At 37.0% G+C, this 26,484-nt stretch carries 25 protein-coding genes, 2 pseudogenes and 1 riboswitch; of the genes and pseudogenes, 6 read left to right on the top strand and 21 right to left on the bottom strand.

What is annotated here, in order from left to right; translation table 11 throughout:
* Positions 1–118: pseudogene (locus ACEN31_RS02640) on the top strand (IS30 family transposase); the annotation flags it as partial.
* Positions 119–283: 165 nt separating this feature from the next.
* On the top strand, positions 284–481 hold the full coding sequence (locus ACEN31_RS02635; protein WP_407101673.1) for a hypothetical protein: 198 nt from the start codon (positions 284–286) through the stop codon (positions 479–481).
* Between the two features lie 48 nt (positions 482–529).
* On the opposite strand, the gene ACEN31_RS02630 is transcribed toward ACEN31_RS02635, so the two are convergent.
* Together ACEN31_RS02630 and spxB are read right to left on the bottom strand one after the other, a co-directional pair.
* A complete protein-coding gene (locus tag ACEN31_RS02630; protein WP_407101675.1) occupies positions 530–1,168 on the bottom strand; it encodes a DNA alkylation repair protein in 639 nt (212 codons plus the stop codon).
* Between the two features lie 418 nt (positions 1,169–1,586).
* Positions 1,587–3,365, bottom strand: a complete 1,779-nt coding sequence (gene spxB, locus ACEN31_RS02625; RefSeq protein ID WP_407108552.1) for a pyruvate oxidase — start codon at positions 3,363–3,365, stop codon at positions 1,587–1,589.
* Between the two features lie 641 nt (positions 3,366–4,006).
* Here spxB and ACEN31_RS02620 point away from each other — a divergent pair.
* Positions 4,007–4,303 (top strand): MarR family winged helix-turn-helix transcriptional regulator, encoded by a 297-nt coding sequence (locus ACEN31_RS02620; protein ID WP_218930235.1) that lies wholly within the window; start codon positions 4,007–4,009, stop codon positions 4,301–4,303.
* 612 nt (positions 4,304–4,915) lie between these two features.
* Positions 4,916–5,013: riboswitch (SAM riboswitch) on the top strand.
* A gap of 525 nt (positions 5,014–5,538) precedes the next feature.
* Here ACEN31_RS02620 and ACEN31_RS02615 read toward each other — a convergent pair.
* From ACEN31_RS02615 to ACEN31_RS02605, 3 genes are all read right to left on the bottom strand, one after another.
* Entirely contained in the window at positions 5,539–6,729 is a 1,191-nt protein-coding gene (locus ACEN31_RS02615; RefSeq protein WP_407108550.1) for an NAD(P)/FAD-dependent oxidoreductase, read from the bottom strand.
* Positions 6,730–7,076: 347 nt separating this feature from the next.
* A complete protein-coding gene (locus ACEN31_RS02610) occupies positions 7,077–7,679 on the bottom strand; it encodes a CadD family cadmium resistance transporter (protein ID WP_407108548.1) in 603 nt (200 codons plus the stop codon).
* A gap of 441 nt (positions 7,680–8,120) precedes the next feature.
* On the bottom strand, positions 8,121–9,242 hold the full coding sequence (locus tag ACEN31_RS02605; RefSeq protein WP_407108546.1) for a S8 family serine peptidase: 1,122 nt from the start codon (positions 9,240–9,242) through the stop codon (positions 8,121–8,123).
* Positions 9,243–9,310: 68 nt separating this feature from the next.
* Between ACEN31_RS02605 and ACEN31_RS02600 the strand changes: the two genes are divergently transcribed.
* A complete protein-coding gene (locus tag ACEN31_RS02600; RefSeq protein ID WP_407094883.1) occupies positions 9,311–9,691 on the top strand; it encodes a hypothetical protein in 381 nt (126 codons plus the stop codon).
* A gap of 169 nt (positions 9,692–9,860) precedes the next feature.
* Here ACEN31_RS02600 and lacG read toward each other — a convergent pair whose 3' ends face one another.
* The 8 genes from lacG to ACEN31_RS02560 form a co-directional block, all read right to left on the bottom strand.
* Positions 9,861–11,264: a 6-phospho-beta-galactosidase gene (gene lacG / locus ACEN31_RS02595; RefSeq protein WP_407108544.1), complete on the bottom strand. Its 1,404-nt coding sequence runs from the start codon at positions 11,262–11,264 to the stop codon at positions 9,861–9,863.
* A gap of 17 nt (positions 11,265–11,281) precedes the next feature.
* Positions 11,282–13,006: a lactose-specific PTS transporter subunit EIIC gene (locus ACEN31_RS02590; protein ID WP_407108542.1), complete on the bottom strand. Its 1,725-nt coding sequence runs from the start codon at positions 13,004–13,006 to the stop codon at positions 11,282–11,284.
* Positions 13,007–13,015: 9 nt separating this feature from the next.
* On the bottom strand, positions 13,016–13,327 hold the full coding sequence (locus ACEN31_RS02585; RefSeq protein ID WP_407093843.1) for a PTS lactose/cellobiose transporter subunit IIA: 312 nt from the start codon (positions 13,325–13,327) through the stop codon (positions 13,016–13,018).
* A gap of 31 nt (positions 13,328–13,358) precedes the next feature.
* Positions 13,359–14,327, bottom strand: a complete 969-nt coding sequence (lacD, locus tag ACEN31_RS02580; protein WP_407108541.1) for a tagatose-bisphosphate aldolase — start codon at positions 14,325–14,327, stop codon at positions 13,359–13,361.
* A gap of 2 nt (positions 14,328–14,329) precedes the next feature.
* The gene (locus tag ACEN31_RS02575) at positions 14,330–15,265 is read right to left on the bottom strand and encodes a tagatose-6-phosphate kinase (protein WP_407108540.1); all 936 of its coding nucleotides are present in this window, start codon (positions 15,263–15,265) and stop codon (positions 14,330–14,332) included.
* 16 nt (positions 15,266–15,281) lie between these two features.
* Positions 15,282–15,797, bottom strand: a complete 516-nt coding sequence (gene lacB, locus ACEN31_RS02570) for a galactose-6-phosphate isomerase subunit LacB (RefSeq protein ID WP_407108539.1) — start codon at positions 15,795–15,797, stop codon at positions 15,282–15,284.
* Positions 15,798–15,820: 23 nt separating this feature from the next.
* On the bottom strand, positions 15,821–16,249 hold the full coding sequence (gene lacA / locus ACEN31_RS02565) for a galactose-6-phosphate isomerase subunit LacA (protein WP_407108538.1): 429 nt from the start codon (positions 16,247–16,249) through the stop codon (positions 15,821–15,823).
* A gap of 275 nt (positions 16,250–16,524) precedes the next feature.
* Positions 16,525–17,280: a DeoR/GlpR family DNA-binding transcription regulator gene (locus ACEN31_RS02560; protein ID WP_153863268.1), complete on the bottom strand. Its 756-nt coding sequence runs from the start codon at positions 17,278–17,280 to the stop codon at positions 16,525–16,527.
* A gap of 728 nt (positions 17,281–18,008) precedes the next feature.
* Between ACEN31_RS02560 and ACEN31_RS02555 the strand changes: the two genes are divergently transcribed.
* Positions 18,009–18,266, top strand: coding sequence for an IS3 family transposase (locus tag ACEN31_RS02555; protein ID WP_407108554.1), 258 nt, complete (start codon positions 18,009–18,011; stop codon positions 18,264–18,266).
* Between the two features lie 236 nt (positions 18,267–18,502).
* Here the strand turns inward: ACEN31_RS02555 and pdxS are convergent, their stop codons facing one another.
* Positions 18,503–19,360: a pyridoxal 5'-phosphate synthase lyase subunit PdxS gene (gene pdxS / locus ACEN31_RS02550; RefSeq protein ID WP_407108537.1), complete on the bottom strand. Its 858-nt coding sequence runs from the start codon at positions 19,358–19,360 to the stop codon at positions 18,503–18,505.
* Between the two features lie 135 nt (positions 19,361–19,495).
* Between pdxS and ACEN31_RS02545 the strand changes: the two genes are divergently transcribed.
* Entirely contained in the window at positions 19,496–20,884 is a 1,389-nt protein-coding gene (locus tag ACEN31_RS02545; protein ID WP_407108536.1) for a PLP-dependent aminotransferase family protein, read from the top strand.
* 288 nt (positions 20,885–21,172) lie between these two features.
* On the opposite strand, the gene ACEN31_RS02540 is transcribed toward ACEN31_RS02545, so the two are convergent.
* The 7 genes and pseudogenes from ACEN31_RS02540 to ACEN31_RS02510 all read right to left on the bottom strand — a co-directional run bounded on the left by ACEN31_RS02540 (position 21,173) and on the right by ACEN31_RS02510 (position 26,441).
* Complete coding sequence (locus ACEN31_RS02540) at positions 21,173–21,322, bottom strand: hypothetical protein (protein WP_407108534.1); 150 nt, start codon at positions 21,320–21,322, stop codon at positions 21,173–21,175.
* Between the two features lie 749 nt (positions 21,323–22,071).
* Positions 22,072–22,245, bottom strand: a complete 174-nt coding sequence (locus tag ACEN31_RS02535; protein ID WP_171031307.1) for a hypothetical protein — start codon at positions 22,243–22,245, stop codon at positions 22,072–22,074.
* A pseudogene (locus ACEN31_RS02530) lies at positions 22,245–22,840 on the bottom strand (hypothetical protein). The gene ACEN31_RS02535 and the pseudogene ACEN31_RS02530 overlap by 1 nt, the downstream one beginning before the upstream one ends.
* A 162-nt stretch (positions 22,841–23,002) precedes the next feature.
* Entirely contained in the window at positions 23,003–23,278 is a 276-nt protein-coding gene (locus ACEN31_RS02525; RefSeq protein ID WP_407090866.1) for a hypothetical protein, read from the bottom strand.
* Between the two features lie 564 nt (positions 23,279–23,842).
* A complete protein-coding gene (locus tag ACEN31_RS02520) occupies positions 23,843–24,361 on the bottom strand; it encodes a ClbS/DfsB family four-helix bundle protein (RefSeq protein ID WP_071131225.1) in 519 nt (172 codons plus the stop codon).
* Between the two features lie 308 nt (positions 24,362–24,669).
* Positions 24,670–26,073, bottom strand: coding sequence for a 23S rRNA (uracil(1939)-C(5))-methyltransferase RlmD (gene rlmD, locus ACEN31_RS02515; RefSeq protein WP_407108533.1), 1,404 nt, complete (start codon positions 26,071–26,073; stop codon positions 24,670–24,672).
* A 167-nt stretch (positions 26,074–26,240) separates the two neighbouring features.
* The gene (locus ACEN31_RS02510) at positions 26,241–26,441 is read right to left on the bottom strand and encodes a hypothetical protein (RefSeq protein WP_138404551.1); all 201 of its coding nucleotides are present in this window, start codon (positions 26,439–26,441) and stop codon (positions 26,241–26,243) included.
* Between the last annotated feature and the right edge of the window lie 43 nt (positions 26,442–26,484).

Raw genomic sequence — 26,484 nt, 5'->3', positions numbered from 1 at the left:
TGTGTCATCGATTGCACACAAACGGAACACGATTCCACGGAAATCCTTACACTACCGAACACCGTTGGAAGTATTTTTGAGTTACTTAGATGAAGCAGTTTTGTCTAGCTTAATTTGACAAATCAAAATATGAAAAAGAAGTCCTCATTCATTCTTAGTTTCATCACTTGTCTGTTCCTAATTTCAATTCAAATGCCCGACGCTCAAGCTGCTACGACTGTAGATGGCGCTAACTATGCGCCTTATTATTTCCATGGTGCTTATAATCATGTCGCTGATTTTGATGAAGCAAAATATAGAGAGTATTCGCACAAACAAACTTGAATATATTTGGACATACTGGCAATTACCTTCAGGTACAGACGCCGCTTACCTTTTCTATAATAGTGATGGTGGCATTTCACTGGCACTACCCGATTTAAAGAACGAATTACAAAATGTTGACCAGAAAACGTGGATTGAATACCAAATGGTTAGATAATAAAAAAACTGATTTGTCTTTTTTAGACGAATCACTTTTTTGTTTAGTTTACTTCGTTGCACGTTTATCCGTTTCAATACGAATGAATTCAGGTAAGTAATTTGGTGTACATCCTTTTGAAACAAAATCACCTTTGTATAATTCTGTCTCCTCACCTAGAGAAACACAACGGTCGCGCAAGGTTTCATCATAAACACCAATCCAACCTGCAGTAAAATTCATCGCCCACTGAACTTCTGGCTCTTCGTCCATAATTCTTTCTTCGATATCTTCTAGCAGCGCTTCAGTATCATCCGTCATATTCTTTCCTGTCCAGCGTAGACGCCCTTGATAACTCCAGAAAGCGCGGCGTTGCAGGACAATCGAACTGTCTTTCCAAGTTTCTAAGATGGCTTTTTCTCGCTTAGTTTTTGTTAAGTGATTTGTCATTAGCCAGTCCATTAAATTATTACGCTCATCATAAGTATGTATTGCCATATCTAGACAAAGAGCATCCAGGACTTCTTCTGAAAGTTCTTTTTTATCCATAATGAGGATGGCTAAAAGTCTTGGCTTAAACTCTTCACTCTCCCATAATTCTAGTGCTAAATCATGATCTTTTTTTATTTCTTTGGCTATTTTTCTTAAGTCGCCTAGTTTCGTATCCGGCTTTATTTCAGCTAGTAATTCTTTAGCTTTAGTTGTCATAATTCGACTCCTTTGTATTTGAATGCTTTGTTCTCGCGAATTAATTATATCATATTCAAAACCAACTCATTTAAAATGTGAACTTGAGACAAATGTGTGTGTCATTTGGTTCGAATTGGCCAAACTAAAGACGAATGACAACTCCATTTGGCTTGAGTTAAGCAAACTAAAGACGAATGGCAATTCCATTTGGCTTGAGTTAAGCAAACTAAAGACGAATGACAATTCCATTTGGCTTGAGTTAAGCAAACTAAAGACGAATGACAATTCCATTTGGCTTAAGTTAAGCAAACTAAAGACGAATGACAACTCCATTTGTCGCGAGTTCAGCATTTTTGAATTTTATAAAACATTCCCAACAAAAAACGCCTTCCAAAAGCGAGTTGGACTCGATTTTTGGAAAGCGATAAATGTTTAATTATTTAATGTATTTAGATTCTAGACCTTCAGCTTCAAGATATTCTCTTAAAGGTACTAATTCTTCAGCTTCATATTTTTCTTTATATGCTTGGATTTCTTCAGCACTGTATAATTTAGAGTCCAGTTTTAAAGTTTCTACTGGGATTGGACGGTCTTGAGTAATTTTACAATCAATGACAACTGTACGGCCTTGTTTGAATTGTTCTACTGCTTCTTTCATAACGCTGTCAATATCTTCGATACGTGAAACTGTTAGACCCACAGCTCCTTGAGCTTCAGCAATCATAGCGTAGTCAACATCAGTAAAGTCAACACCGAAGATGTTTTTGTTAGTATCTTCATATTTATTTTTAATGAAGGCATATTCAGTATTAGCGAATACTACGTTAATAACTGGCATGTTATAACGAACGTTTGTTACTACATCTGGATATGTCATTGAGAACGCACCGTCACCGATGATGTTCCAAACTTGACGATCTGGATACGTATTTTTCGCACCGATACCACCTGGAATTGCAATCCCCATTGTTGCGAATAATGGAGACGTACGCCACATATTCTTAGGAGTTAAGTTTAGGTGACGGATAGATGTTTGAGTTGAGTTACCAACATCAATTGAGTAAATAGCATCTTCGTCAGCGTGTTTATTAATAGCGTTATATACTTGATAGAATTGAAGAGGTCCTTCTTCTTTAGTTTCTAATTTATTGATATATTGACGCCAGTTTTCGATATTTTTAAGGTTAGCGTTCCACCATGCAGATTCTTCAACAGCATCTACTTTATCTAAGATCGCGTTCACAGCTTCACCAGCATCACCAAGGATAGCTACATCAGCTTTATGACGTTTACCTAACATAGTTGGATCGATATCGATTTGGATGAAGTTTTCAATGTTTCTGAATGTTCCTTCAATTTCTGCGAATGGGAAGTTTGATCCAGCAAATAATACTGTATCTGCTTCTAAGATTGTTTCGTTCGCAGGTTTCCAACCAACACGGTAAGTTGATCCAGCTAAAGCTTCGAAGTCATATTCGAATGTTTCAAAGTTTTTACCAGTTGTAATTACTGGTGCTTTGATTTTACGAGCTAATTCTTGAACAGCTGGTCCGTGTCCCATAGTACCAATACCTGCATAGATTACAGGACGTTTAGATTTGTTTAATAATGCAACTGCTTCATCAATATCTGTATCGTTGATTGCTGATGGAACGTGGTGACGGTAGCTTGATCCTGAAGAATAGAATGCGTCTTCAGCGATTTCTTCAAAACCAAAGTTAGCTGGAACTTCTAATACAGCTACTCCACGTTTAGAGATTGCAGTTCTTGCAGCTTCGTCAATTAATTTAGGTAATTGCTCTGCATAAGCCACACGTTTGTTATAAACAGCAATTTGATCATACATTGAATTTTGATTTAATTCTTGGAAGGCATCCATATTTAATTCTCTTTGAGGACGAGATCCTAAAATCGCTACAACTGGAATATTATCCATAGCCGCATCGTAAAGACCGTTAATTAAATGCGATGCACCTGGTCCACCAGATCCAACAGTTACACCTAATTTTCCTCCGAATTTCCACTGCATCACTGCAGCCATAGCTCCAACTTCTTCGTGTTTAACTTGTAAGAACTTAATATTGTTCTCTTCGTCTCCCATCGCGTCCATTAATGAGCTTAATGTTCCAGATGGAATACCATAAATAGTATCAACGCCCCATCCTTCTAATACTTTTAATACGGCCAAGCCGATTTTAATTTTTCTTGCTGTCATTCAAAAAATCCTCCCAAAATATAATTGTTTCTAACGTTATGATAATACCACTTCTCTAGAATAATTTAAACTATATTGTGGATTAAATATTCATATTAAGTGATAAACTTTACCTATAAGAACGTATAATATAGTCATAATCACTATTATAACGCGCTTTGTTTGGGTTTTACCATATATATATATACCCCATTCAGCTTAATAAAAACAGAAAAAAACACTTTATCGAAGAGTTTTTTTAAAAATCAGCAAAAATTATGTGCTTGAACACTCATTTATTTGACTGTGTCTACATCTTAAAGGTTATATTTATGGGTTATACTGTCTGAACTTTCGTCAGTAATCTCCTAAAGAAGAATCATGTTTCAATCGATATGGTAAGTGGTTTGCCTTTGCTCTGCCACTCGTAGGACTGTTTGATGTATTAGAGAATATCGTTTCATTCTTTCTGACTGCTAATCCAGGCTTTTTTTCTACTGGTTAGTATTCGCCGATTCAACATTAGCTGTGATTAAATTTGTTTTTTTGGAGATCCCAGTCATCTGGCTTGTACTCTCAATCATCGCGTTAGGTAGGTAGTTATTTATACAGAAAATTATTTAATCCCGTCAAACCAACAACGTAACTGGAAGCTGGCTGAATTGGATAATTTACCTATTTCTTATAAATTATTTATCTTAGTAACTAAAATTGCAGACCACTCATTACAAGTGTTTGAGAAGCAATTTGACAGTTTTCTACGAGAATTAGCTCATCGAGTGAATATGAGTGACGCAGCCATCAGTAAGCAAATGACTAAACTAAGCGAACATGGCTTGCTAGATATATACGTGAATCCAGCGAATAACCGCCATAATCAAATTCGCTTGACCGATGGGTGCACTCGGATATTAAATGACTGCACCCAAGTTCTAGATAAATTAGTAAAAGAACATTAGGATAAAGTTGACATTGACATCACTCAATTTGAAGGACAGATAATGGATCTCATTTCAACGTTTTATGAATAATATAATGACTCAGTAATCTTGATAGTATTAACCAAGTTACCCCAAATACGATTCCGATTAATAAACCCATCAAAATTCCATTGTTCCGTCTACGGTTATTATCATTTTCTTTCATCTTAACTACTCTGGTAATTCCATATTTTCTGTTACATTAATGGGAGTTAGTAATAGTCTAATAATACTGATTATTTTACATTGGCTTTGTCAATAAAATCATTCCTTCAACAGCCGTGTTCAATAAATCAACCTGTATATTTTGCTTGAGTTCCCTTTGAAATCTGTGCATAAGCAGGAAATGTTGAGCATGTATGCATTGTAAAACTATTTTTTCTCCTTTATTTTTATACAATATCAGTTATTAACTAGTTTTAATCATATCCTACACAAGTTTTATGCTTCTGAAGACCCTGCATTAAATAATAATTTGCAAAGACTACCATTTTATTTATTGCAATTTGCTTTCCAAGCTAGTAATACATCCTACGCTTCTTGTTTATCCGTATGTTTTATGTTAAAATCTAATATACAATTTGAAATCACAACTTATCCAGAGTAAGCAGAGGGAATTGGCCCGATGAAGCTTCAGCAACCTACCATTGGCAAGGTGCTAAATCCAACTCGAAAGAGGAAGATGAGTCTAACCCAGTTATTTGGCACGACGAATCTCGTTGTGCTTTTTTAAATTGAATAAATAACTAGGAGTGGTTGTCTTGTTACCAGAAAAGAATATTAGTTTTGAGGAGTTCATGAAGGGATTGAATGAGTTACAAGTTATGCCTCAATTTAGATTTCGACGGAGCCAATCTGGGGATCTAGATGAACATGATTTGATTTTTCTAGTTTGTACGAAAGGTACAAAAAAAGGTGCACACATAGGTCGAACATGTCTTTGCTGCATCGGGTCTGCTAGTATTAATGACTATGAAAGCTTTAAAGACAGTATGAGTTCGAATGATTATGATACTCTCTTGACTCTTTTGTTTAACTTCACATATACTGACTTGAGATACAAAGCAATTAACTAGTAATTTTATAAATCACAAAATGAAGAGAGTCACAGACCATGCCTTATTTGCATAGTGTTGTGACTCTCTTTAATGTATTATTTCAGTTTTATCGCCTGTTTTTTTCAACTACACTAATATTGCTAAACAATAAATGATTCAAATAGGCTTCAAAATCCCTGTTAGCTCATCTAATGTTTTCGGTGGGTTAACCAGAATTTCACGGGCCTTATCCATATCAACTTTCACATTATATGTTAAAATTCCAGATGGTTTGCCTTTAAAAAGATAATATACAATATAACCTCCGGCAACTTCTTCAATGATCGCATCATCACGGTTTCGACTCATTTCACCGACACCTTCAATAGAAATATCTAAGACATCCGTATAAGAGAGTGGCGCACCATGATTATAAACTTCTTCAGCGCCCGTCATGTTCCGACCCGCTACTTTCCCAGAATACTCCGCTTGCTCTTCATGTTCAAAACGATTACGTCCTATGATTACATCTGGATAGTTCAACACATCTCCTGCAGCATAGATATGTTTGTTAGAGGTTTGTAAAAATTGATTAGCAATAACACCATTACCCACTTCTAAGCCAGCTGCTTCTGCTAATTCAACATTTGGATTTAATCCAATTCCTAAAACAAGAATATCCGCTTTCAATACAGCGCCATTCTCTAGTTTTAGACTTACTTGATCGTCCTCTACTTTGTAACTATCAGCATAGGCATTGTTTATCAAGGAAACACCAATATCTACAAAGCGCTGATGAAACTTTTCAGCAAGCATTCGTGGTAGTCGTTTTTCATTTAATATTTCATTAGGAAAAACAAGCGTCACATCCATATCATTCAGCTTTAGACCTGCTGCAATTTCTGCTCCAACCCAGCCTCCTCCAACGATAATGACTTTGCTCCCAGGTTTGGCTAATTGTCGGAGGTTTCGGTAATCTTCTAAGTTTCTTAAAGCTAGGACACGCTCACTCTCCAGCCCATCAATCCACTTTGGAGCACCACCCAGTGCATAAAGCAATTTTTCGTATTGATAGATTTCTCCACTCTCAATCTCAATCGTTTGTTGATCGGCATTAATTTGCTTAACAGTTGTCCCAGTTAAGAAATCAATCGATTCATCATCCGAAATGTTATAATATATCGTTTCTTTTGGATAGTCTGGCTCTGTCCAAAATTCTTTACTTAATGGAGGACGATAGTAGGGTTTGTCATTTTCTTGTGTGACTATCAATAATGTCCCTTCACGATCATTCTTACGAATTTCCATTGCGGCATTAGCACCAGCCATCCCGCCACCTAATATTATATATTTATATGAATGTTGCATAAATCATGCCTCCCTTTTTCTCTTCCTACATATACTACCAAAATTCTTCTTAAATGTTTTTGTATATGCTATATTTCATATTATCTCTCGAATTATATCTATGATTGTCTCAGTCATTCAAGTATAACCTATTAATAAAATATCAGCTTACTTATTGCCCATTTAGAGAAAAAGAAAGCTGCGATCCATAATTGTTAAAAATATACATAAAAGTGAGACACAAAACGATGCAAATGATATTGCATCGTTCTGTGCCTCTTTAATATTTCGGTTGTGTTATATGTATCTAAGTTCAACCTTAAATACTTTAATGGTATATTCTACTATCCGTGAAGCTGCTTAAAATTCTATGCAATCAGTGACCAAAGATGTTGAATCGTACCATTCTCTAACAGAATAAAAATACCCAAGCCAATGAAAACGACTGGTACGATGACTTTTTCGTAACGCTCAACTACTTCACCAATCATAGGAATCGAAGCCAGTCGTTTGGATAAATAACATAAGATAAAAATTCCAATGATAAAAACAAGGATCACAACCATGACTTCCTGGAAGGACATTCCAGTAAAGTAAGGAATATAAATTCCCAAATTATCTCCGCCAAGGGCAATGGTCAGAGCAACCACACTCGCAACTTCTGACTGTCTATGCGACATCTTTTCTTCCAAGTCCTTTTCATCTACATCTTCATCGATGAAGATAGCCCGAATCCCTAGAATCAAAGGAAGTAAACCAAGTAACCCGATCACCCAATCTTGTGGAATAAAGTTCAGGAAGTACGCTGCAATGAGACTAAAGCCAACGAGCAACCCCGTTCCAATATATTGGCCAATATAAATTGATCGTTGTTTACCAGTATTCATGGTAGAGAAAAGAATCGTTAAAACAACCAAATAATCGATGGACGTAGAGATAAAAACTAACATTGAAGATATAATTATTTCCATAAGCCTCCCCTTTCAATATGTTTATTAGAATTGGTGGTTTTCACACAAACACATCAACTTGGCCAAAGCCAAGGGGGAATGTTTAATAAATTGCTTCATATAAAACATCCAACTTTCATATTCTTTTCACATGACTCATATGCTTTCTAAACCAACGTTTATGAAGTCGCTTTGTTCCCTCATGAATTATACCATTAAACATACAATGTTTCAGCCACTCAGCTTGCTCATTATGCTTGTCTTCTTGGAAAATCCGTGCATGGGCGGAACATCTACTTCTTCTGTCGCTAACGCTCTTTCACAAGTAGTGTTACCGCTTCAACATGGGGCGAGTTGATAGAGTTGATAGAATTGATGTATTTGCGATTTTTGGTGAAATGGTCGTATGCGGTAACATGTCGACTATTTCGTACGTTCGTGGGAACAGGTCAAAAGTAAATATTATCGAATTCTAACTCTTAATTGAATAGTATTTCTTATTTTATTGTAAAGTTTTTTTTCCTCTATATGTTCAATCACCATAGACACGCAATAATCCTGAGTATAATTTAGATCATTAATCCCTTTATTTGAATAAATTATAACAAGTGTAAAGGGCGAAGTATGTATATTTTGAGGTTCTCCCTTATACTCTTTTACACCTTTTTGATAGCATCCTTTTTTACGAGTATCGATTCCCGGATTTATAACTATTTCATATTTTTTATCAATCACATTTGCAAGTTGTTCCTCATCACTTAAATCTACTTCAGCAAATTGATTTACAAGAATATCAGAGTCTAACGCATGGAATAATTTAAATTCCAATTGATTTCCTAAATAACTATCTCCGCGAGTCATTTTTATTAGTGGATTGAATGTTAGCGCCACTGGCACCCTTTTATGACCTTTGGCTTCGAAAAAAAGCTTTGGAACATCAACAGAATAGACTTGAATCTTGTTTAATCCAATTGTAGCTTCATCCAATAAAACTACTCTATTATCAAAGGACGCTATAGCATACTCATAGTTTGGTAAACCGTAACCTAATGAGTTAAAATGAAACTTCTTCTTATCGGTATTAGTCCCTTTAACATTTTTAATTTCAGGTAATCTAGTTGATTGTAACAATAGGTTTTTCAACAAATTAGCAGATCCATTTGGATATTTATTTGCAATTTTCCCAAGTATATTTGTCACCATAGGTGCTGAAAAACTAGAACCCACATAATGTGTAAATAATCTTTCCATTAGTAAGTTTGACAATAAAGATAGCTTACCACTCATAGTTTCTTTAATGTTTCCACCGCTTTCTCGTAATATCATGTTACCACCATCGTGAACATCTTCTGGTTTTAATATATTATTAATACCCGGATCAACTCGTGTAAAAGAAGATGGCTCATTTTCATCAGCTATCGGTGTCCATAATTCTTTTTTATGAAAGTCTAGTGATTGCTCCATAATATTAATTTCATGAGCTACTGAACCTACTGTAATAGAAAGAGCAGAAAGATAACGCAGAGATCGACTACTACAAACACTACAAAAAAATAAAAAATGTTGCAGTAGACATAAAGTCACTTTACCTAAAAAGGAACCGAAGTATATTAAAGAAAAAGTTGCTCAAGGATGGCCACTAGTCGTCATCAGTGGATGGGCAAGTTTTAGCTTTTACAGTGGATGGCGAAGACTCCGCTGGGCGCCCACTCTATACTCTGACCTCCGACAGTGACGTAATCAGCGACAATAACCTCAGCGTTTTAATTCGCAATGGGGCTAGTTTGATTGAGGCGCGCAACAACGCCTACTGGTCTCGCACTTGGCTAGCCATTGCTTACTTCATCGGCTTGTTTACAATCGGTGTGCTAATCCTGTTCAACCTTGACTCTCTTTCCACATGGACTGTTGGACTGTACATTAAAGGTGCCGAGCCTGGGCCAATGATTAAGATTGGCTTCGCCGTCTCAGCATTGACACTGATTATTGTTGGCTTTATGTTTATGTTTATTACCTTTACCGAAATAGGCTAGTTAGTGTGTGCTCCCCCCCAGGCCGAAGCATGTGGGGAGTTTCTTTGTATTGACCGTCACAAACTCATTGAGAGTCACTTAGCAAGTTTCCTGATTAATATTTATGAAATTAACTTTCTAACTTAGTCGACAAATTAAAAAGGAAGACCCGCGTCTCCCTTTTAAGTCATTATTTAATTTCTTGAGTTGCTGCAAGTTCTTTGTACCAATAGGCACTCTTCTTAGGATAGCGTTCTTGCGTCTCAAAATCTACGTAGAATAGTCCATAGCGTTTTTCATAGCCATTAGACCAAGAGAAGACATCCATGAGAGACCAGATGAAGTATCCTTCAACCACAGCGCCGTCTCGTATCGCATCTGAAATGGCTTCTAAATGTTGTTTCACATAGTCAATTCGTGCATCATCATAGACAGTTCCATCAACAAAATCATCCTTATAGCCTAATCCATTCTCAGTGATATAGATTTTCTTGTAATTCGGATAATCTTTTTTAACGCGCATAATCTGATCATATAAGCCCTGAGGATAAATCATCCAATCCCAATCAGTACGAGGGACATCAACATCAAATTCTCGCTGGCCGACACCTTTAATCTGATATTTAGATCCACCTTTATCTCCTTTAGAGTTGTGTGTAATCTCTGTCTCACCTTCAAAGGCTTTCATCCAATCACTCATGTAATAATTAATTCCAAGGAAGTCATTCATATCTTTGGCAGCTTTTAAAGCTTCAAAGTCTTCATCTCTTAGGTCTAACTGTCCACCGTTCACTTCAAGTATGTGATTCACACCATCCATAGTTTTCTCAGAATACTCTCCAAGATAAGTCGCATCCAGGATGAATTTATTATGGATGATATCCTCTAACTCTGCCGCACGTACATCTTCAGGGTTCTCTGGGTCTAGAGGATACTTAGTTGGCAAGGCATGCACTACACCTATCTCACCGCTATAGTCCGCTTCTTTATATAATTTGACCGCTCTTGCATGGGCAACCATCATATTATGATGTGATTGGAAGACTTTAGCTAGATCATACTTGATACCTGGCGGGAATTTACCAACCAGATATTGCCCATCCCCAATAGGTCCGATTTCATTAAAAGTAGTCCAGTACTTTACTTGAGTGAATTCTTTAAAGCAAAATTCTGCATAATCGACAAAGTGATCGATGTTTTCTCTGTTCAAAAAGTCACCTTTAGAATGAAGTGCTTCCGGTGTATCAAAGTGATGGAGTGTTACAAAAGGCTCCACATGTCGTTTATGACATTCATTGAATAGATTGTGGTAATATTCAACCCCTTTTGCATTCACTTCTCCATAACCCGTTGGAAAGATTCGTGACCAAGCAATAGAGATTCGAATACCATTCACACCAAACTCTTCCGCAAGCTGAAGATCAACGGGATACTTGTGGTAGAAATCACTTGCAGGTTCCGCAGTATACCAGTAATTATCCTCCAGATACTTATCCCAAGCAACAGGCCCTTTGCCATCCGTCTTGGTGGCTCCTTCTGCTTGATAAGCCGCAGTTGCCCCTCCGAAAATAAAGTTCTTTGGTAATGTTTTCATTAATTAGCCTCGATTCCTTATTGTAAATTCTCTTCAACAAATGCTAAAGCACCTTCACCATCACGCGTCAATGCTATATATTCCGCTCCGGCTGTCTTAGCCAGCTTGATGCCTAACTTATCCGTCTCTGCTTTCATATCCTCATAATTAGAAGCTACTTGTGGTGCTAGAATAACAAATTGATATTGAGGAAGTATCTCGCGGTGTGCTCCATAGCTTCCAGCTGTAGCCTTAATAGGTCTATCATATTCTTTGGCAGCCTTGTTCAAGGCATTGGCTAAAAGTCCACTCGTTCCACCACCTGCACATAGTACCAGTACATTAGTTGATTCTGTCGCTTTAACAGCTGTTGAAGGCTCAGCTTTCACTGTTGTAGTCTCTTCAACTTGACTCTTCTCAAGAATCGCTGTAGCTTTACGTGTATCAAAGCTCTGTTCAACTTTGGCTTTTAATTCATCAGACGATGATACTCCTGACTCTTCTTCCGCTAGAATCTGACGGTCATAGACCTTCAAGAACGGGTAGTAGATTAAGACATCCACGATGATTAAGACGGCAACCAGGACAAAGGATAAGAATTGGAAGTTCATTCCTAACAAGATACCAAGCGGTGCTGGTGTTGTCCAAGGAAGATTCGTTGTAAAGCTATTCATTCCTAAGGCATCGATAAAGAATTTAAAGATCCAAACATTGGCAATCGGTGCAAAGATAAATGGCACAAAGAATACAGGATTCAAGACGATGGGTGCCCCGAACAAGATAGGTTCATTCACCCCAAAGAATGTGGGTATAACAGACGCGCGTCCAATGGCTTTGTTACGCTTAGACTTAGTCATCCACATAAACATGAATGGAACAACAAGCGTTGCACCAGTACCCCCCAGTGTGACAATGAACATCTGAGTTCCAGATGTTAAGATTTTATCCGCATGTTCACCTGCTTGTAGTAATTGTAAGTTCACATCAATGTTGGCATAGGTAATAGCTGCAATAGCTGGCTCAACAATTGAAGGACCATGAATCCCAATGAACCAGAAGAATGCATACGCACCAAAGATAAGGGTAATCCCCAAGTAACCATCTGCTGCTTGGAATAAAGGCGCAAGTAAGGTACCAATAGATTCAGCAACATTTACGCCCAGTGTGCTTCTTACAAATAGCGAAACCGCATAAAGGATAACCACTGAGACAGTAAAAGGAATTAAGTCCTTAAACACTTGAGATATATTAGGTGGGACTTCTTCTGGCATTGGAATCGTCACATTATTCTTCACACATACTTTATAGACATTGACCGTCACGAATGCAGCGATAAAGGCTGTGATTAGCCCCTTCGTCCCCATGAATTCCGTTAAGAATCCACCTTCTTGGGCAGGATCGGCTGCCATCAATAAGAAGCCTACCATCGTTGCTAGCATAGTTGAGATATAGTTTATCTGATTAGTTGATTCCATGTCTCGATTCATAGAATCGGTCAATGACTTTGCTGTCGTCCCTGATACAAAGAAAGCTAAGATTCCCATAGAATAGTTATAAGGGACCATTAAGAAATTCTCAACTTCAGGACTCCAGTGGAATCCCCATGCGTTTGGCACATAGGCTAGTAGAATAAATATACTAGAGAATAGAATGACTGGCATACCCGCGATAAAACCATCACGGATAGCACGAATATAGATATTACGAGAAATTTTCTCGAAGAAAGGTTTGGCTTTTTCAATTTGAGCAATTAATGTATTCATAGCTTTTCCCTAGCCTTTCTTATAGAATCCAATTAAGTGATTAATTAGATCTTTAAGTAGTATGGTCGTCATCAGATGGTCTTGACCATGCATCATAATGACACTGTATTCAATCTCTTCGCCAGATGCTTCTTTAGCAAGAAGATCAGTCTGAGCATTATGTGCACCAACTATCCCTTCTTCAGCTTCTGCCACAAGTCTCTCAGCTTCGTCAAAGTCGCCATCTTTTGCTTTGTTCAAAGCATCTAATAGTTTAGATCGTGCTTCTCCTGCATAGGCAACAATTTCGAAGCCAATCATTCCCACTTCATCTTTGTTCATGTTAGTTCCTCCTTTTTCCAGAATACCTTTATTATAACCCAAAGTCGCAGGCTACTGCAGTACGATTAAGGACTTCATTCAGGTCTTCTATATTCTTTCTTCCTTCTGTCTGTAACCATTCACGAGCCGCTTCTTCCCCTTGTTCAATAAAGACTTGAACAGATCCTGCCCATGTTGCACGTCCACATAATACACCATTGAATCTCGCACCGGCTTCATAAGCGAATTCTAAAGTATCTTGGAATAATTTAGCGCTTACACCTGCACTTAGATAGATATAAGGTAGGTCTGTTGACGCATCTTGTTCTTTAAAAGCTGCTTTGGCCTCTTCTTGAGTATGTAATACTTCTCCGCTCGCAAATCCTTCTACATAATTCATATTCACTGGCACTTCCATTTTAAGCACATCAACTCCAAAGCGATCTTGAGAGAATACTTTCATCGCACCATTCACTTTATGCGCTTTCAATTTTGCGAATTCAAGACTTCCGTTATCTTCAATATTTTCATCGTATGTAAGAATTTCAAGGAAGAATGGAATATCCTCTGCCGCACATTCTGAACCAATTCTTTCCATGTAGGCTTGTTTTTGAAGATTAACAAACTCACTACCATCCACATCATAATAAAGTAGGAACTTAACAGCATCTGCACCTTGTTCTTTAATGCGTTTTACTGACCATTCTACTAAGCAATCTGGTAAACGATCGGTCGTCGTAGCGTCATATCCAGTCTTTTCATAGGCTAGTAATAATCCAGCATTATCATCACGTGCTTGCGCAGCTGGTAGACCGTATTCTGGATCAAGTAGAATTGATGACGCATACGGTGTAAGTTCTTCTGATACAATTTCTTTTAATCGTTCAATCTGTTCAACGGTTGGCTCCTCACTTTGATACTTACTAATCATTCTCTTTAGGGCACCACGTTGGTCAAAGGCTAGGGCTGAGATAACGCCCTTATCATCAGTCAATTTGTTTAGGTAATCTAGTTTAGTCATTTTTATACTCCTCTAACTTGAATTTTATTGAATAAGGCCTCATAGTGATTCAAATTAACATGGCCTGTTATTTCTTCTTGAGCATTTAACATTCCTAAGACGTTCGCATGTTTCAATAGTGCCACATCGTCATAATTACGAGTGATTCCCGATACGATTCCTGCTACAGTCGAATCACCTGATCCAACCGGATTCACGATATCAATGGTTGGAATGTCTACTTTGTAATACAAATCATTATGTTTAGCAAAAGCACCTTCAGAACCGAGTGAGACAATGACCCACTCCACACCATTGAATAAGCTGTCTTGCAGTGCTTCTTTTAATAGATTTAAATCTTTATCTAATTCTCTGCCTAGTAATTGTGATAATTCATCCACATTAGGCTTAATGACTTTTGGTTTATGTCCAGATAATAGAACTTGTCTTAAACTTTCTCCGGAGGTGTCTAATACTACTGGGACTTCCTTAGCATTAGCAATCATAATGAGTTCAGCATAGTAATCTGTTGCTAGGCCTGAAGGGGTGCTACCCGATATTGACACAACTTCAGCATCCTTAAGTAAGCTTTCAAAATGATTTTTAAAGGCTTCTCTCTCTACATCTGAGATGGTCGGACCTGATTCAAGAATCTCTGTCTGCAGTCCTTCATGCAAGATAGCAATGCAGTTTCTTGTATTTCCCTTAATCTGGTAAAAGTCATGATGAATAGCTCCTTGGTCTAATTGAGACTTAATATAATTCCCAAGGTCTCCTCCTACTAATCCAGTTGCTGTAAGATCCTCGTCTATTTCTTTTAAGACTCTGGTTACATTCAAGCCTTTACCACCTGCAGACTTATTCACATTACTCACTCGATTCACATCATCTAATTTGAATGTTGGTAATTGATAAGCGATATCCACGGATGGATTCATTGTGACAGTTAATATTGACATAAGGTCACCTCTTCATCTAATCTTTGTATTCGCCACGGTCCCATTTTTCAAGAAATTCTTTAAAGAAATCTGGGTCTGTCTGATCTACTTCTGCATGATCTAATTGGTTAATCTTGGCAATTAATTCTTTGTTTTCGTCTGTTTCTTTATATTCAGCTGCAATAAAAGCATCAATAATATCACACATGAGTAATTCACCTGTAATCTTGCCACCGAAACCAATTACATTCGCATTCAATTCTTCTTTTGCATAGATAGCTGTTGACATATCACGAACTAAAGCTGAACGGATACCTGCTACCTTATTTACGGCGTTATTAATTCCTACACCAGTACCACAGATACAAATCCCTAGGTCTGCTTGGCCACTCGCTACAGCCTCTCCCACCTTTTTCCCGTAGATAGGATAGTGTGTTCTGACATTGTCATATGTTCCAAAGTCAAGGACCTCATAGCCTTGTTTCTTCAAATAATCAACTACAGCAATCTTTTCATAGGTTACAATATGGTCGCATCCAATAGCAATTTTCATTTTTTCTCCTCCAGTTAATTTAATTAACACATCTTGTTCAACATATCTACACGCACTTGATGGCGTCCACCATCATAGTCTGCAGATAAAAATTCAGTAGCAATATTCTTTGCTAATTCAGGTCCTACAATATTGGCTCCTATGGTAATCATTCTTGAATTATTATGTTCACGCGTCATATAAGCAGATCGTTCATCAGAGACTTCAGCTGCAACCATCCCCTTAATCTTAGTCGCAACCATGAAACTCCCTGCGCCATACCCATCAATGACAATTCCTAAGCGTCCCTCTTCTTCGTTCACTTTCTTCGCAACAGCTAAAGTAGTATCTACAAAGTCAGCTGTTAATTCTTCACTGACGTCAATCACATCATAGTTCTCATCTAATAGATGGGCCTTCACAATCTCTTTTAACTGTTTACCGTCTCTATCCGCACCCAATATAACTTTCATCTTATTGCTCCTTTATGTCTGCTAATTTTGCTTTGCCTTTTTCCGTTCGATAGTAGAAACCGCTTTCTGATTTACTATACATATAATATATCACGAATGTTTAAAAAGTCAACACTTTTTAAACGTTTATTGTTTAAAAAGTGTTTATTAATTGTTTAAACGTTGATTTAATCGCTTTTATTGTCATAAAACTTTTTTATTGGTATGCAAAAAACTCCTTCTAAACTCAATTTACTTGAGTTTAGAAGGAGTTTACTTTAGTATTGTGTGTTTAGTTAAACAATTAATTCTGTGTATACTTGAATTGCTTGTTTTTTATCCTCATTAGATTCTTCCATAACTACCGCTGTTAGGTCAGATAAGTGACATAATTTAGAGAAATCCTCTTTCCCAACCTTTGACGAATCCAATAACAAATAACTCTCTACCGAGTGCTCTAATGCCATCTTTTGAGTGTAGGCTTCTGCGACAGATGACGTCATGACAATCCCGTCTTTAACACCATTACCACCAAAAAACATCTTCCCGAACCGCATATTCTCCAAAGACATATTCGTAATCTCACCTACAAACGACTGTGTGACACTTCTCATCTCACCACCGAGTAGATAGACATGGAATGTCTCGGACTTTTTCTTTAATAGAATATTAAAGATGGGAAGGCAGTTTGTTACAACCGACAGGGCTTGGTAATTAATCACCTCTGCTAACAAAGCCGTGGTCGTTCCTGGCCCAATAAAGATTACATCCCCTTCATCAATTAATTCAGAGGCTCTTTGAGCTATATATCGTTTCTGGTCCGTATTCTTATCAAATTTATCTTCATGCGCGATTTCCTTATATTGAAACGCACTATTACTACGAGCCCCACCATGGATTTTCTTTAATAGCCCCTGATCATCTAACTCTTCTAAATCTCTTCTCACTGTCATATCTGACACATTATAGCGAGACACAATCTCTGAAACCCTGACAGTTCCTTGTTCATTCACCCATCGAATGATTGCTTCATGTCTTTGATATTTATTCATACCCGTCCTCCTCGTTTATAAACTCACTATACAACATTTCTTTAGAGAACTCTACACTTAATGTTTAATTTATAAACATTCACACATTAAAGCGTTCGCTAATGTTTGAATATAATCTATACGGATGTTTCCTTATTTCAATTGAAATAAATAACTTATTAAGTCAGTGTACTATCTTTATTCAATCCGGATTTATTCACTAAAAAGTGATATCCCTGACCAACCGCATCGTTGATCATTGACCGTCACGAAATTGCTCATGATCAATTAACAGGTTTAATTTCTTCCTATTCAAACCATCAAAAGGTATTTCTTATCGTTTAGTAAAGTGCTATAAACCGCTTATTGTAGGCTTTGTTAAAAAAGTTGTGTTTTGTTCAATTTCGTTTTGGAGCTTATTATTACTTAAAACACCAAGTTTCTCGCCATATGAACACTTATAAAAATAAATGTTCTGCAAGGTTTTAGTCTCCTTACAACACATTCTGAAATGCCCTGTGTACCCGATTTTGATACATTTTTATTTTGCAGATTCTCTCTTCATCAACTTCATCTTCGTAAAGAGCTGTAGCAGCCTTCTCAATTCCTATTATTCTTTCTTCAGATACTACTTCGTCTAGTATTGCCTAGTTATCCTCATAGAAATAATTCAAAAGTATGCACATCAATATTCGGTATAAGCAATGTGTAAAGTCCTGAAAATACTAAGAAGCACTTATTAAGAATCAATAAAAGGAAATACTCAAAGCCAAAATGATGATGATTTAGAATTAGAAAATATGATTATAGATACGTTTAATTCGAATAGAAAAAGCATTGGTACAAGACGAATTAAGATTAATTTAAATGATAAGGGTTTCACTGTATCCAGACGAAAGATTGGTCGTGTCATAAAGAAATATAATCTAGTTTCTGTTTATACAAAAGATAAATATAAACATCATCCAAAAGAAACTAATGAAAAATCATTTAAATCGCACTTTTAATAGAGAACAACCAATGGAGGGCATTGGTAAATGATTTAACAAGTGTAAAAGTAGCAAATACATGGCATTACATATGTTTACTTATTGATCTCATCTATAGAGAATTCGATGGTTACAGTGCAGGTAAAAATAAGGATTCAAATTTAGTGGTGAGAGCAAATAGTAAAATTATAGGACAAAATAAAAAAAGTCAGTAGACCAAGCCCACTGACTTTTGAAGCCCTTGTTTTTAATGATTAACGGTTAGACATGATGACTTTAATTTCGTCTTCATTAATACCTACCATCGCTTCGCCTAAATCAGTTGAGATTTCGACTAATTTGGCAGCATCTTTGTCATTGGCTACTGCTTCAACTATGGCTTTGGCACGTTTTTCTGGATTACCTGATTTGAAAATACCTGAACCAACGAAAACGCCTTCAGCACCTAATTGCATCATTAAAGCCGCATCAGCAGGTGTTGCCACCCCGCCAGCCGAAAAGTTCAACACAGGTAATTTACCAGTATCATGGACTCGCTTTAATAAATCATAAGAGACGCCTAATTCCTTAGCTTGGTTAAAGAGCTCATCATCTTGTAACGAAGCCACATAGCGGATTTGTTCATGGATTTTTCTTAAGTGGGTAACCGCTTGACTGACATCCCCCGTTCCTGCTTCACCTTTAGTACGAATCATTTTAGCCCCTTCTTGAATACGGCGTAAAGCTTCACCTAAATCTCTAGCGCCACAAACGAAAGGAGTTTCAAATGGTTGTTTATCAATATGATAAACATGATCAGCTACTGATAAGACTTCTGACTCATCAATATAGTCAATTTGTAAACTTTCTAAGATTTGAGCTTCGACAAAGTGACCAATTCTTACTTTCGCCATGACTGGTATAGAAACTGCTGCTTGAATTTCTTTTATCATTTGAGGGTCACTCATCCGACTAACACCACCAGCAGCTCGAATGTCTGCAGGAACTCTTTCTAAAGCCATGATCGCTACGGCACCAGCCGCTTCAGCAATTTTAGCTTGCTCCACATTTACAACGTCCATGATTACACCACCAGCTAATTGTTTATGTACTTCTTCAATTGATCGTTTCATTTTGATTGCTCCTTTATAAATATTGTCTCCACTTTAACAGTCTTTTGGATGTTTCTTAAGATGCAAAAATGGATATTTTTATGGGTCCAAATAGTTTTTTTATTGTATAATGGATAACACGAGAGGAGGAAAAGTATGATTACGGTGAACTTTAACGAAGACCAACACCTCTACTTACAAATAGTCGATGAAGTCATCCGGCAAATTGCCCAAGGACATTTAAAAAGTGGTGACCAACTACCCTCACGGCGGGCCTTGGCAGATCATTTAAAAGTCAGCCTTAATACGGTCATTAACGCATATGACCAACTGACAGATGAAGGCTATATAGTGCCGAGGGAAAAATCTGGTTATTATGTGGATTTACTAGAAATTGATATGTTGCCCTCTGAGGAAATTGAGACAAAGTCGACAAAACATGAGCATTTTAAAATAAGTGAAGCCAGCCAATATACTTATGATTTTCACTTTGCCAACCGTGATATGTCTACTTTAAATCCCAAACAATTATTGCAGTATGCACCCGAAGCTCTAGCAAGAAGCGTGGTTAATTGTAATTTAAAAGATGACTTGGGTGCTCTCTCTTTACGCTTGGCTATTGCTAATTATTTACGTAAATACCGGGGAGTGATGACTTCAGCTGATAATATCATCATTACAGGTGGTCATACGGCTAGCTTACAGACTCTATTTGCCTTATTAGAAGATGCGATTTATGCCTTAGAAGATCCTGGCTATTATAAAAATTTAGATCTCTTTACAGACTATCAGCAAAAGACTATTCGAATTCCGATTGATAAATATGGTTTCTCAGTTAAAGATTTGGAGACTACCTCAGCTAACATCGTGATTACTACGCCCAACCATCAGTTTCCCACTGGCATTATCATGGGGATGCGTCGACGTCAGCGTTTATTAAAATGGGCCTATCAGGCAGAAAACCGTTATATTATTGAAAATGACTACTATAATGAGTTCCGCCTTAAGGGCCGTCCTGTTCCTGCTTTGACTAGTCTGGACGACCAGGAGCGAGTCATTTTATTAGGGGCCTTTCGTCAAAGTATGGGGTCAATTTTTAAGATGTCTTATTTAGTTTTACCCGATCAATTAATGAAAAAATTCCATCAAGCTAAATTAAAAACCAGTGATATTTCCAGCTTTGAGCAATATTTAATGACTGATTTTCTCAATTCTGCCCATTTTCCTAAATATATTAATAGCCTGCGGACTAATTACCGTCGTAAGGAAAAAGCGGTTCTAGCAGCGCTTAACCAAACCCAACTACCCCTAACCATTAAGGAAGCAGGGGCTGGACTTTTCTTTATTATTAACATTGAGGGTGAGATTCCACCGACTGACGTGATTCAAACTAGGCTAGCTGAAAATAAGATCCGCTTACAACCGGTCAACCACTACGCTAAATTAAAGAACCGGTTCGACAAAAGTTATATTTTAGGTTATGGTGGGCTAGGGCTTGATGAAATTGATCAAGCTATTCAAGCTTTAGTCACTATTTTTAAATAAAGTAAAAGACTCAGTAAGTCAGCGAAAAGCTTACATACTGAGTCTTTTAATTAGATTAAAAGAAATTCAACTAGAAAAACGACGATTACCGACACCATCATAACTGCTAAAGTCACACAAGGAACATAAAACAAACATACGCCTACATGTTCAAAACTATCAATGTAGGCTGTGAAATCAAGCTTATATAAAAGCTCTATAAGTAATGGCAAGTGTACCTGTACTCACGTGTTGACTACTTCCTTCATAAGTATAATAATTTTCCTATTCAACCTAACACCCTTGCACTTATTGACTAGTTCCCACGGTAATGGTTTCAACTTGACGACGATCTTGCACATCAAAGCGACTGAAATAAGCATTTAAAGACCCTTTTCGATGGTCTTCCACGACATCCACTAATTGATGAGAGAGGGCCTCGCAACAGATGAAGCTCATGGCACCTTTGGCAGAAGCGTCACTCTTAAATTCATCAAAACAGAGATTTTGAGGTAAGCCCCATCGAGGGACGCTGAGACAGGGTTAAGGCGACTTGATTGAAGACGCATCGCACGGTCTGGACGGAAACGGAAAAATCTTGGGCGATATCTTTCACACTCATTACACGGTCCGCTGGATTCATGATAAGATGTTTGACTTGATTGGCGATAAAACAATGTTTATCAATCAGTGAAGTCGCTGCTGAAAAGGTTCGTTGACAATGGCAACATAAAAACGTTATTTATTAAGGATTAAATAGGCAGTTAATCCGGATACCGGAGCTAAAGTAATCCGTGAGGAACGGGTTCCATTGATAACAATCCAATCACCCTGATTGATACATCCACAATGCTCACAAGCCTCAGGGACATGGGTTAATAAACCATGATAGAATAGGCTCTGACGACCTTTGAATTCCGTGACTTCAACAAGATTTGGATCAATATGAATACTAAGGTCTTTTATTTGCAAGGTTTTTAAGATAAAAATGATTCATGCGTAGATGCTCCTTTGTTAGGTTGTGGTGACTTTAATATAGTGAACATTTACGTTTTTGTGAATAGAAAGATGCGGTTGATGTTCGTTCATCAACCGCATTTATTATAGAGCCTATATTTTTAACTCTAACTTTGGGGGTCACATCATTTAAGGGGGTTCATTTGGTTTAATTTTTACCTGTTATCTATTAAATAAACAGGTAACAAAAACTAGCTATCTTTTTTATTTTTGTTCTCTAAATATTTACTAACGATGAAAGAAGATGATGTCATGGCTATGACAACCCACCATTTAAATTCTTTATTAGCTAGCAGTGTTAATACATACACCATCGTTAAAGTTAATAAGTTATAACCTACTAATTTTATTAAGTCTTTGCTCATTAAAAATTAATCCCTCCATTGTTAGGAACAGCATCGTTTTCGTCCCATAATTGAGCTAAATAGGTACCTGGTGATAGTAAATTCATTGCAAATTCTAATACAACATCATTCACAACCCAGCTTCCTAAATATTTTGCAATTGCTGAACGTATGGCACTTTTTGCTGCGTGTTTGCCTTTTACTTTTATTAAATTGGCTAGGGTAGCTGTACTTCCTCCTAGAGCTAATGCAATAGCAGTATCTAGGGCCGCTCCCATTTGATCTACAGTTATACCTTGCCATGATGATCTAGTTTGAGCCTGAGACGATGTATATTCTGTTTGTAACGAGTAATCACCTTGAAGTTGTTTGTATATTACTTCTATAATCCACTCTTTAGAAACACTAGGTGTAATGCTTGAATTTCATTAGCAAGGGAGTTGATTTCTACCTCTGTTAATGAAAGAGATGTAGGCTCTACAATTTCAACTTCAGTGTATTCTTGTGTTTGTTGTTCATTTTCAGTAGCGTAAACAGTTGTAATATTAGGAAATATAGAAGCACTTAGAAGCATTATAGCGAAAGATAACGAAACGATTCTAAGTTTTTGATTCATAATTTCTCCCTTTTTTTAATGTTTATTTGTTTACTGTACAATGTGTTTGAATAATATAATCGATTTAGCCCCAACTTTTCTATTTAAAAAACGTTTCCCCGCTACAATTGTATCTTAAAAGAATTTATCTTGTTGTCAAATGTCATTAAGATCGCTTTATAGTTAATAAGTTATTAGGTTGTAAACAAAGTGTGAAATTATTTTGTGTAACCCTTTTATCGAATCTACTCTACTAATATCGGTAGATATAACAGCATCATAGCAATCTATAGTTTGAAATAAAGCAGTCTTTTCATCTAAACCAATTGCCTTTGGCCCTCCCCCTCTACAAATTAAGAAAGCAATTTCTTCAAGACTGGTTTCATCAATAGCTGAAATATTTTTTCCTTCTAGTAGATCTTTAAGTGAAAATCTCTCCAGTCGAAACCTTTGACTCATATAAGCTCGTTGGTTGCATTAACAGCCTAGATATTCTTTCCGTCCCTGTGTGCATAGATTCATCAAATTCATTAGGCACCGCTGAACCTGTAAATATAAATTGATCAAATTCATCCCGATTATCCACTTCATAACGGCTTTTTTGTCATTAAATTGTATCAAGTTGCCAGTTATCATTTTTCCACCTTATCACACCAATCGACCTGTTTCCCCAGACGTACCCCTATTTTTCTCTGGAAAATCAACTTCCAGGTCAAAATGTCCACTTCCCTAGCAAAAAACGAGGCCCCTAAACATCCATCAAACATCCAGAAACCCGTCCATATACGATTTATCCTTTCATTTTTTCAATCAATACTACACACTCAACATGTGTTAAGAGGAAGTCATAGCTGTCAAAGGTCAATTTCCATTTTCCTTTTTTACTTAATTCTCTTTGAGGGAACATATCCATTGTGGACTTGCGTATGTGGGAAGATATCCAAGATCGAACCTTCTATGCAGGAACATATCCAGATAGGATTGTACTTATGAGAATAGTTTGCCAAGTAACTGAACTTAGTTTCATAGTGCTATCTTTTTCCATTTTCTTATCTTGGTTCTAAAAGTCCCAAAAGGAGCAACAGTATTAACGTGAATAAATTTATATACTTCCCATACTGCTGTTTTTGTAGCTTCATCAGCCCACTTTCTCATATGAGGTAAAAATAATTCTTCATCACTTAGTACATCAATCATTTTATTGATTGAAATAACATTTCTGTTTAGCCTATCCTTTAACTCCTCTAAGGATAAATTTGCATAGGTATCCGAAAACCACTGATATAATTCACCAAGCTGATTCCACCTAAACATATCTGATGGTGTCTTTACTGTTAAGCCATTTTTCTCATCGGCTTCCCATTGCAGGAGCAATGTTGTCCAGCCAACTTGATAAGCAAGGTTTTCAGATGGTGTTCTGTCAACTTCGTCAACGCTTTTGTCTTTCAGTGATTCTGGGATATTATTAAATTCAGAAATATACTTTTCAAAACTTTTATTTATCTCAAATTTTAGCTCTTCTTTATCTTTATATGTTCTCATAATACCTCCTGTTATTAATACAAGGTCTAATTGATAATAATCTTTCTAGAAAAATAGAATAATTACGATGGTAAACCTCTTGAACCTCTATGGCTCAAATTTGTAACATAAATGAAATCGGGGAATTAATCCACTGATGGCTTTCGTATTCAACTTAACATCCCCTTGCTCTTATTAATCTGTTTCCACAGTCAAACTCACTTTAAAATAATAAAAAGGAGTAACTTAATCTAAAAATCAAGTTTACTCCTCATAATATTAGCATACCAATTTGCTGTTTTCATTAACAACCTTATTGTATCAAACTTTTAGTCAATTGCTTTTTCAATCAATACTACACACTCCACATGAGGTGTATGCGGAAACTGGTCAATCGGTTGAACCGTCTTCAATTCATAACCAAAGTCTCTTAACCAAACTAAGTCTTCAGCTAAGCTTTTTGGATTACATGAGACATAGACAACTTTATCCGTTCCAAGTCTTCCAATGCTTCGCATCACTTTCCCGCCGGCACCACTTCTTGGTGGATCTAAGAGTAATAAGTCTGGTTGGCCCCAAATTTCTGGGAGTTCTTTCATTCCGCGTCGAGCGTCACTCGCCATGAAGAAAGTATTGTCTAAGCCATTATCTTTCGCATTACGCTTCGCTGACTCAATTGAAGTTTCAACAATTTCAATTCCAGCTAATTCTTTACTGCGTTTCGCAAATGGTAAACTGAATGTCCCTACCCCGCAGAATAAGTCTAAGACACGCATATCTTCATTCACATCAGCTAACTCAAGAGCTAACTCCACCATTTTCTCAGCTTGAACTGGGTTCGGTTGGAAGAATGTATCATGCCAGATACGGTAGCGGTAGCCACCTAATTCGTCGTAGATATAATCGCGTCCATATAAAGTAAAGGACTCTTCTGATTGAATACGCCCTGAGATATTTGTATACTCAATCCAAACTAGACTGGCTAAGCTTGGGAAAGCTTCGCTTAAGCGGTCTGTTAAGTCTTTTACAGCTTCTGGATGTGCTTCGGGTTTTTCTGTCGCATAGACAACGACCATTAATTCACCCGTTTCAAAAGAAGTTCGCATCATTAGGTTACGTAAAAGTCCTGTATGTTTATCTTTATCATAGCCTTTGAAATCATAATCTTTCTGCCATTGGCTCACAATGTGCTTTACTTCAATCATCACCTTTGGAGCAATAACTGAATCATTTAAATCAATGACTTTTCGGTAATTTCCTTGTTGGTGCATACCTAGTTCTCCGGTTTGTCCGAAAGATAATTCCATCTTATTACGGTAACGGTCTGGCTCATCCATACCAATAATTGGTTGGATTAACGCTGTATCAAAGCCAGCCTGCTCTAGAGATTCTTTGACAATATTCGCCTTAAACTCCAATTGATCAGGGTATTTCATATATTGCAGTGGCGCTGCACCTGACACATCAAAGTGAGTTGGCATATCTAAGTTACGTGTTGGACCTGGTTTCAATAACCTATCATAGGGAACAACTGCCTTGTAACGACCTTTCGCATTATCAACTGTTACTCGAACCACATCACCTGGAACCACATTCGACGTTATGATTTTTAACGTTCTACCGTTTGAGCCTCTATCTGGTGCATGGGTATAGTGAACGAATCCGCGCCCTTTTGAATCTACATAATCGATTTCTACATCCAACACTTCTGTTGGGTAATCGCCTTTTCTCATTGAATCACCTCAATATTATTATTTATACAAAAGCCTGTGCATTATTACAATATTCCCTAGTTTATCATATGTAGCCGTTGTGTCTATCTTTTAAGTAAATTTAAGTGCATATTTTTTAGTATTTTATCCATACAAAAAGCACCCTGTTAAGGATGCCACATTTAAAATTATTCACTTGGTAATTGGTTCACCAAACCATGAACTTCACTTAAAGGTTCTACAAATAGAATTCCGTTACCTTCTTTGTCTAAGTCCATATTTTGGAAAATAATTTGACTCACTTCTTTATATTTATCTTTCTCAACAATAAACCAAATGACTTCTCCAGCATCCCCACTTGGAACGACTGCATAGATTAAATACCACATATGAACCCCTCCTAAAAACGATACAGATAGACGATGTCACGGG

The organism is Ruoffia sp. FAM 26255, from assembly GCF_045528525.1.
Lineage (GTDB): Bacteria > Bacillota > Bacilli > Lactobacillales > Aerococcaceae > Ruoffia > Ruoffia tabacinasalis.
The sequence above is the reverse complement of the archived record's forward strand: the minus strand, read 5'-3'. Positions and strand labels throughout refer to the sequence as shown.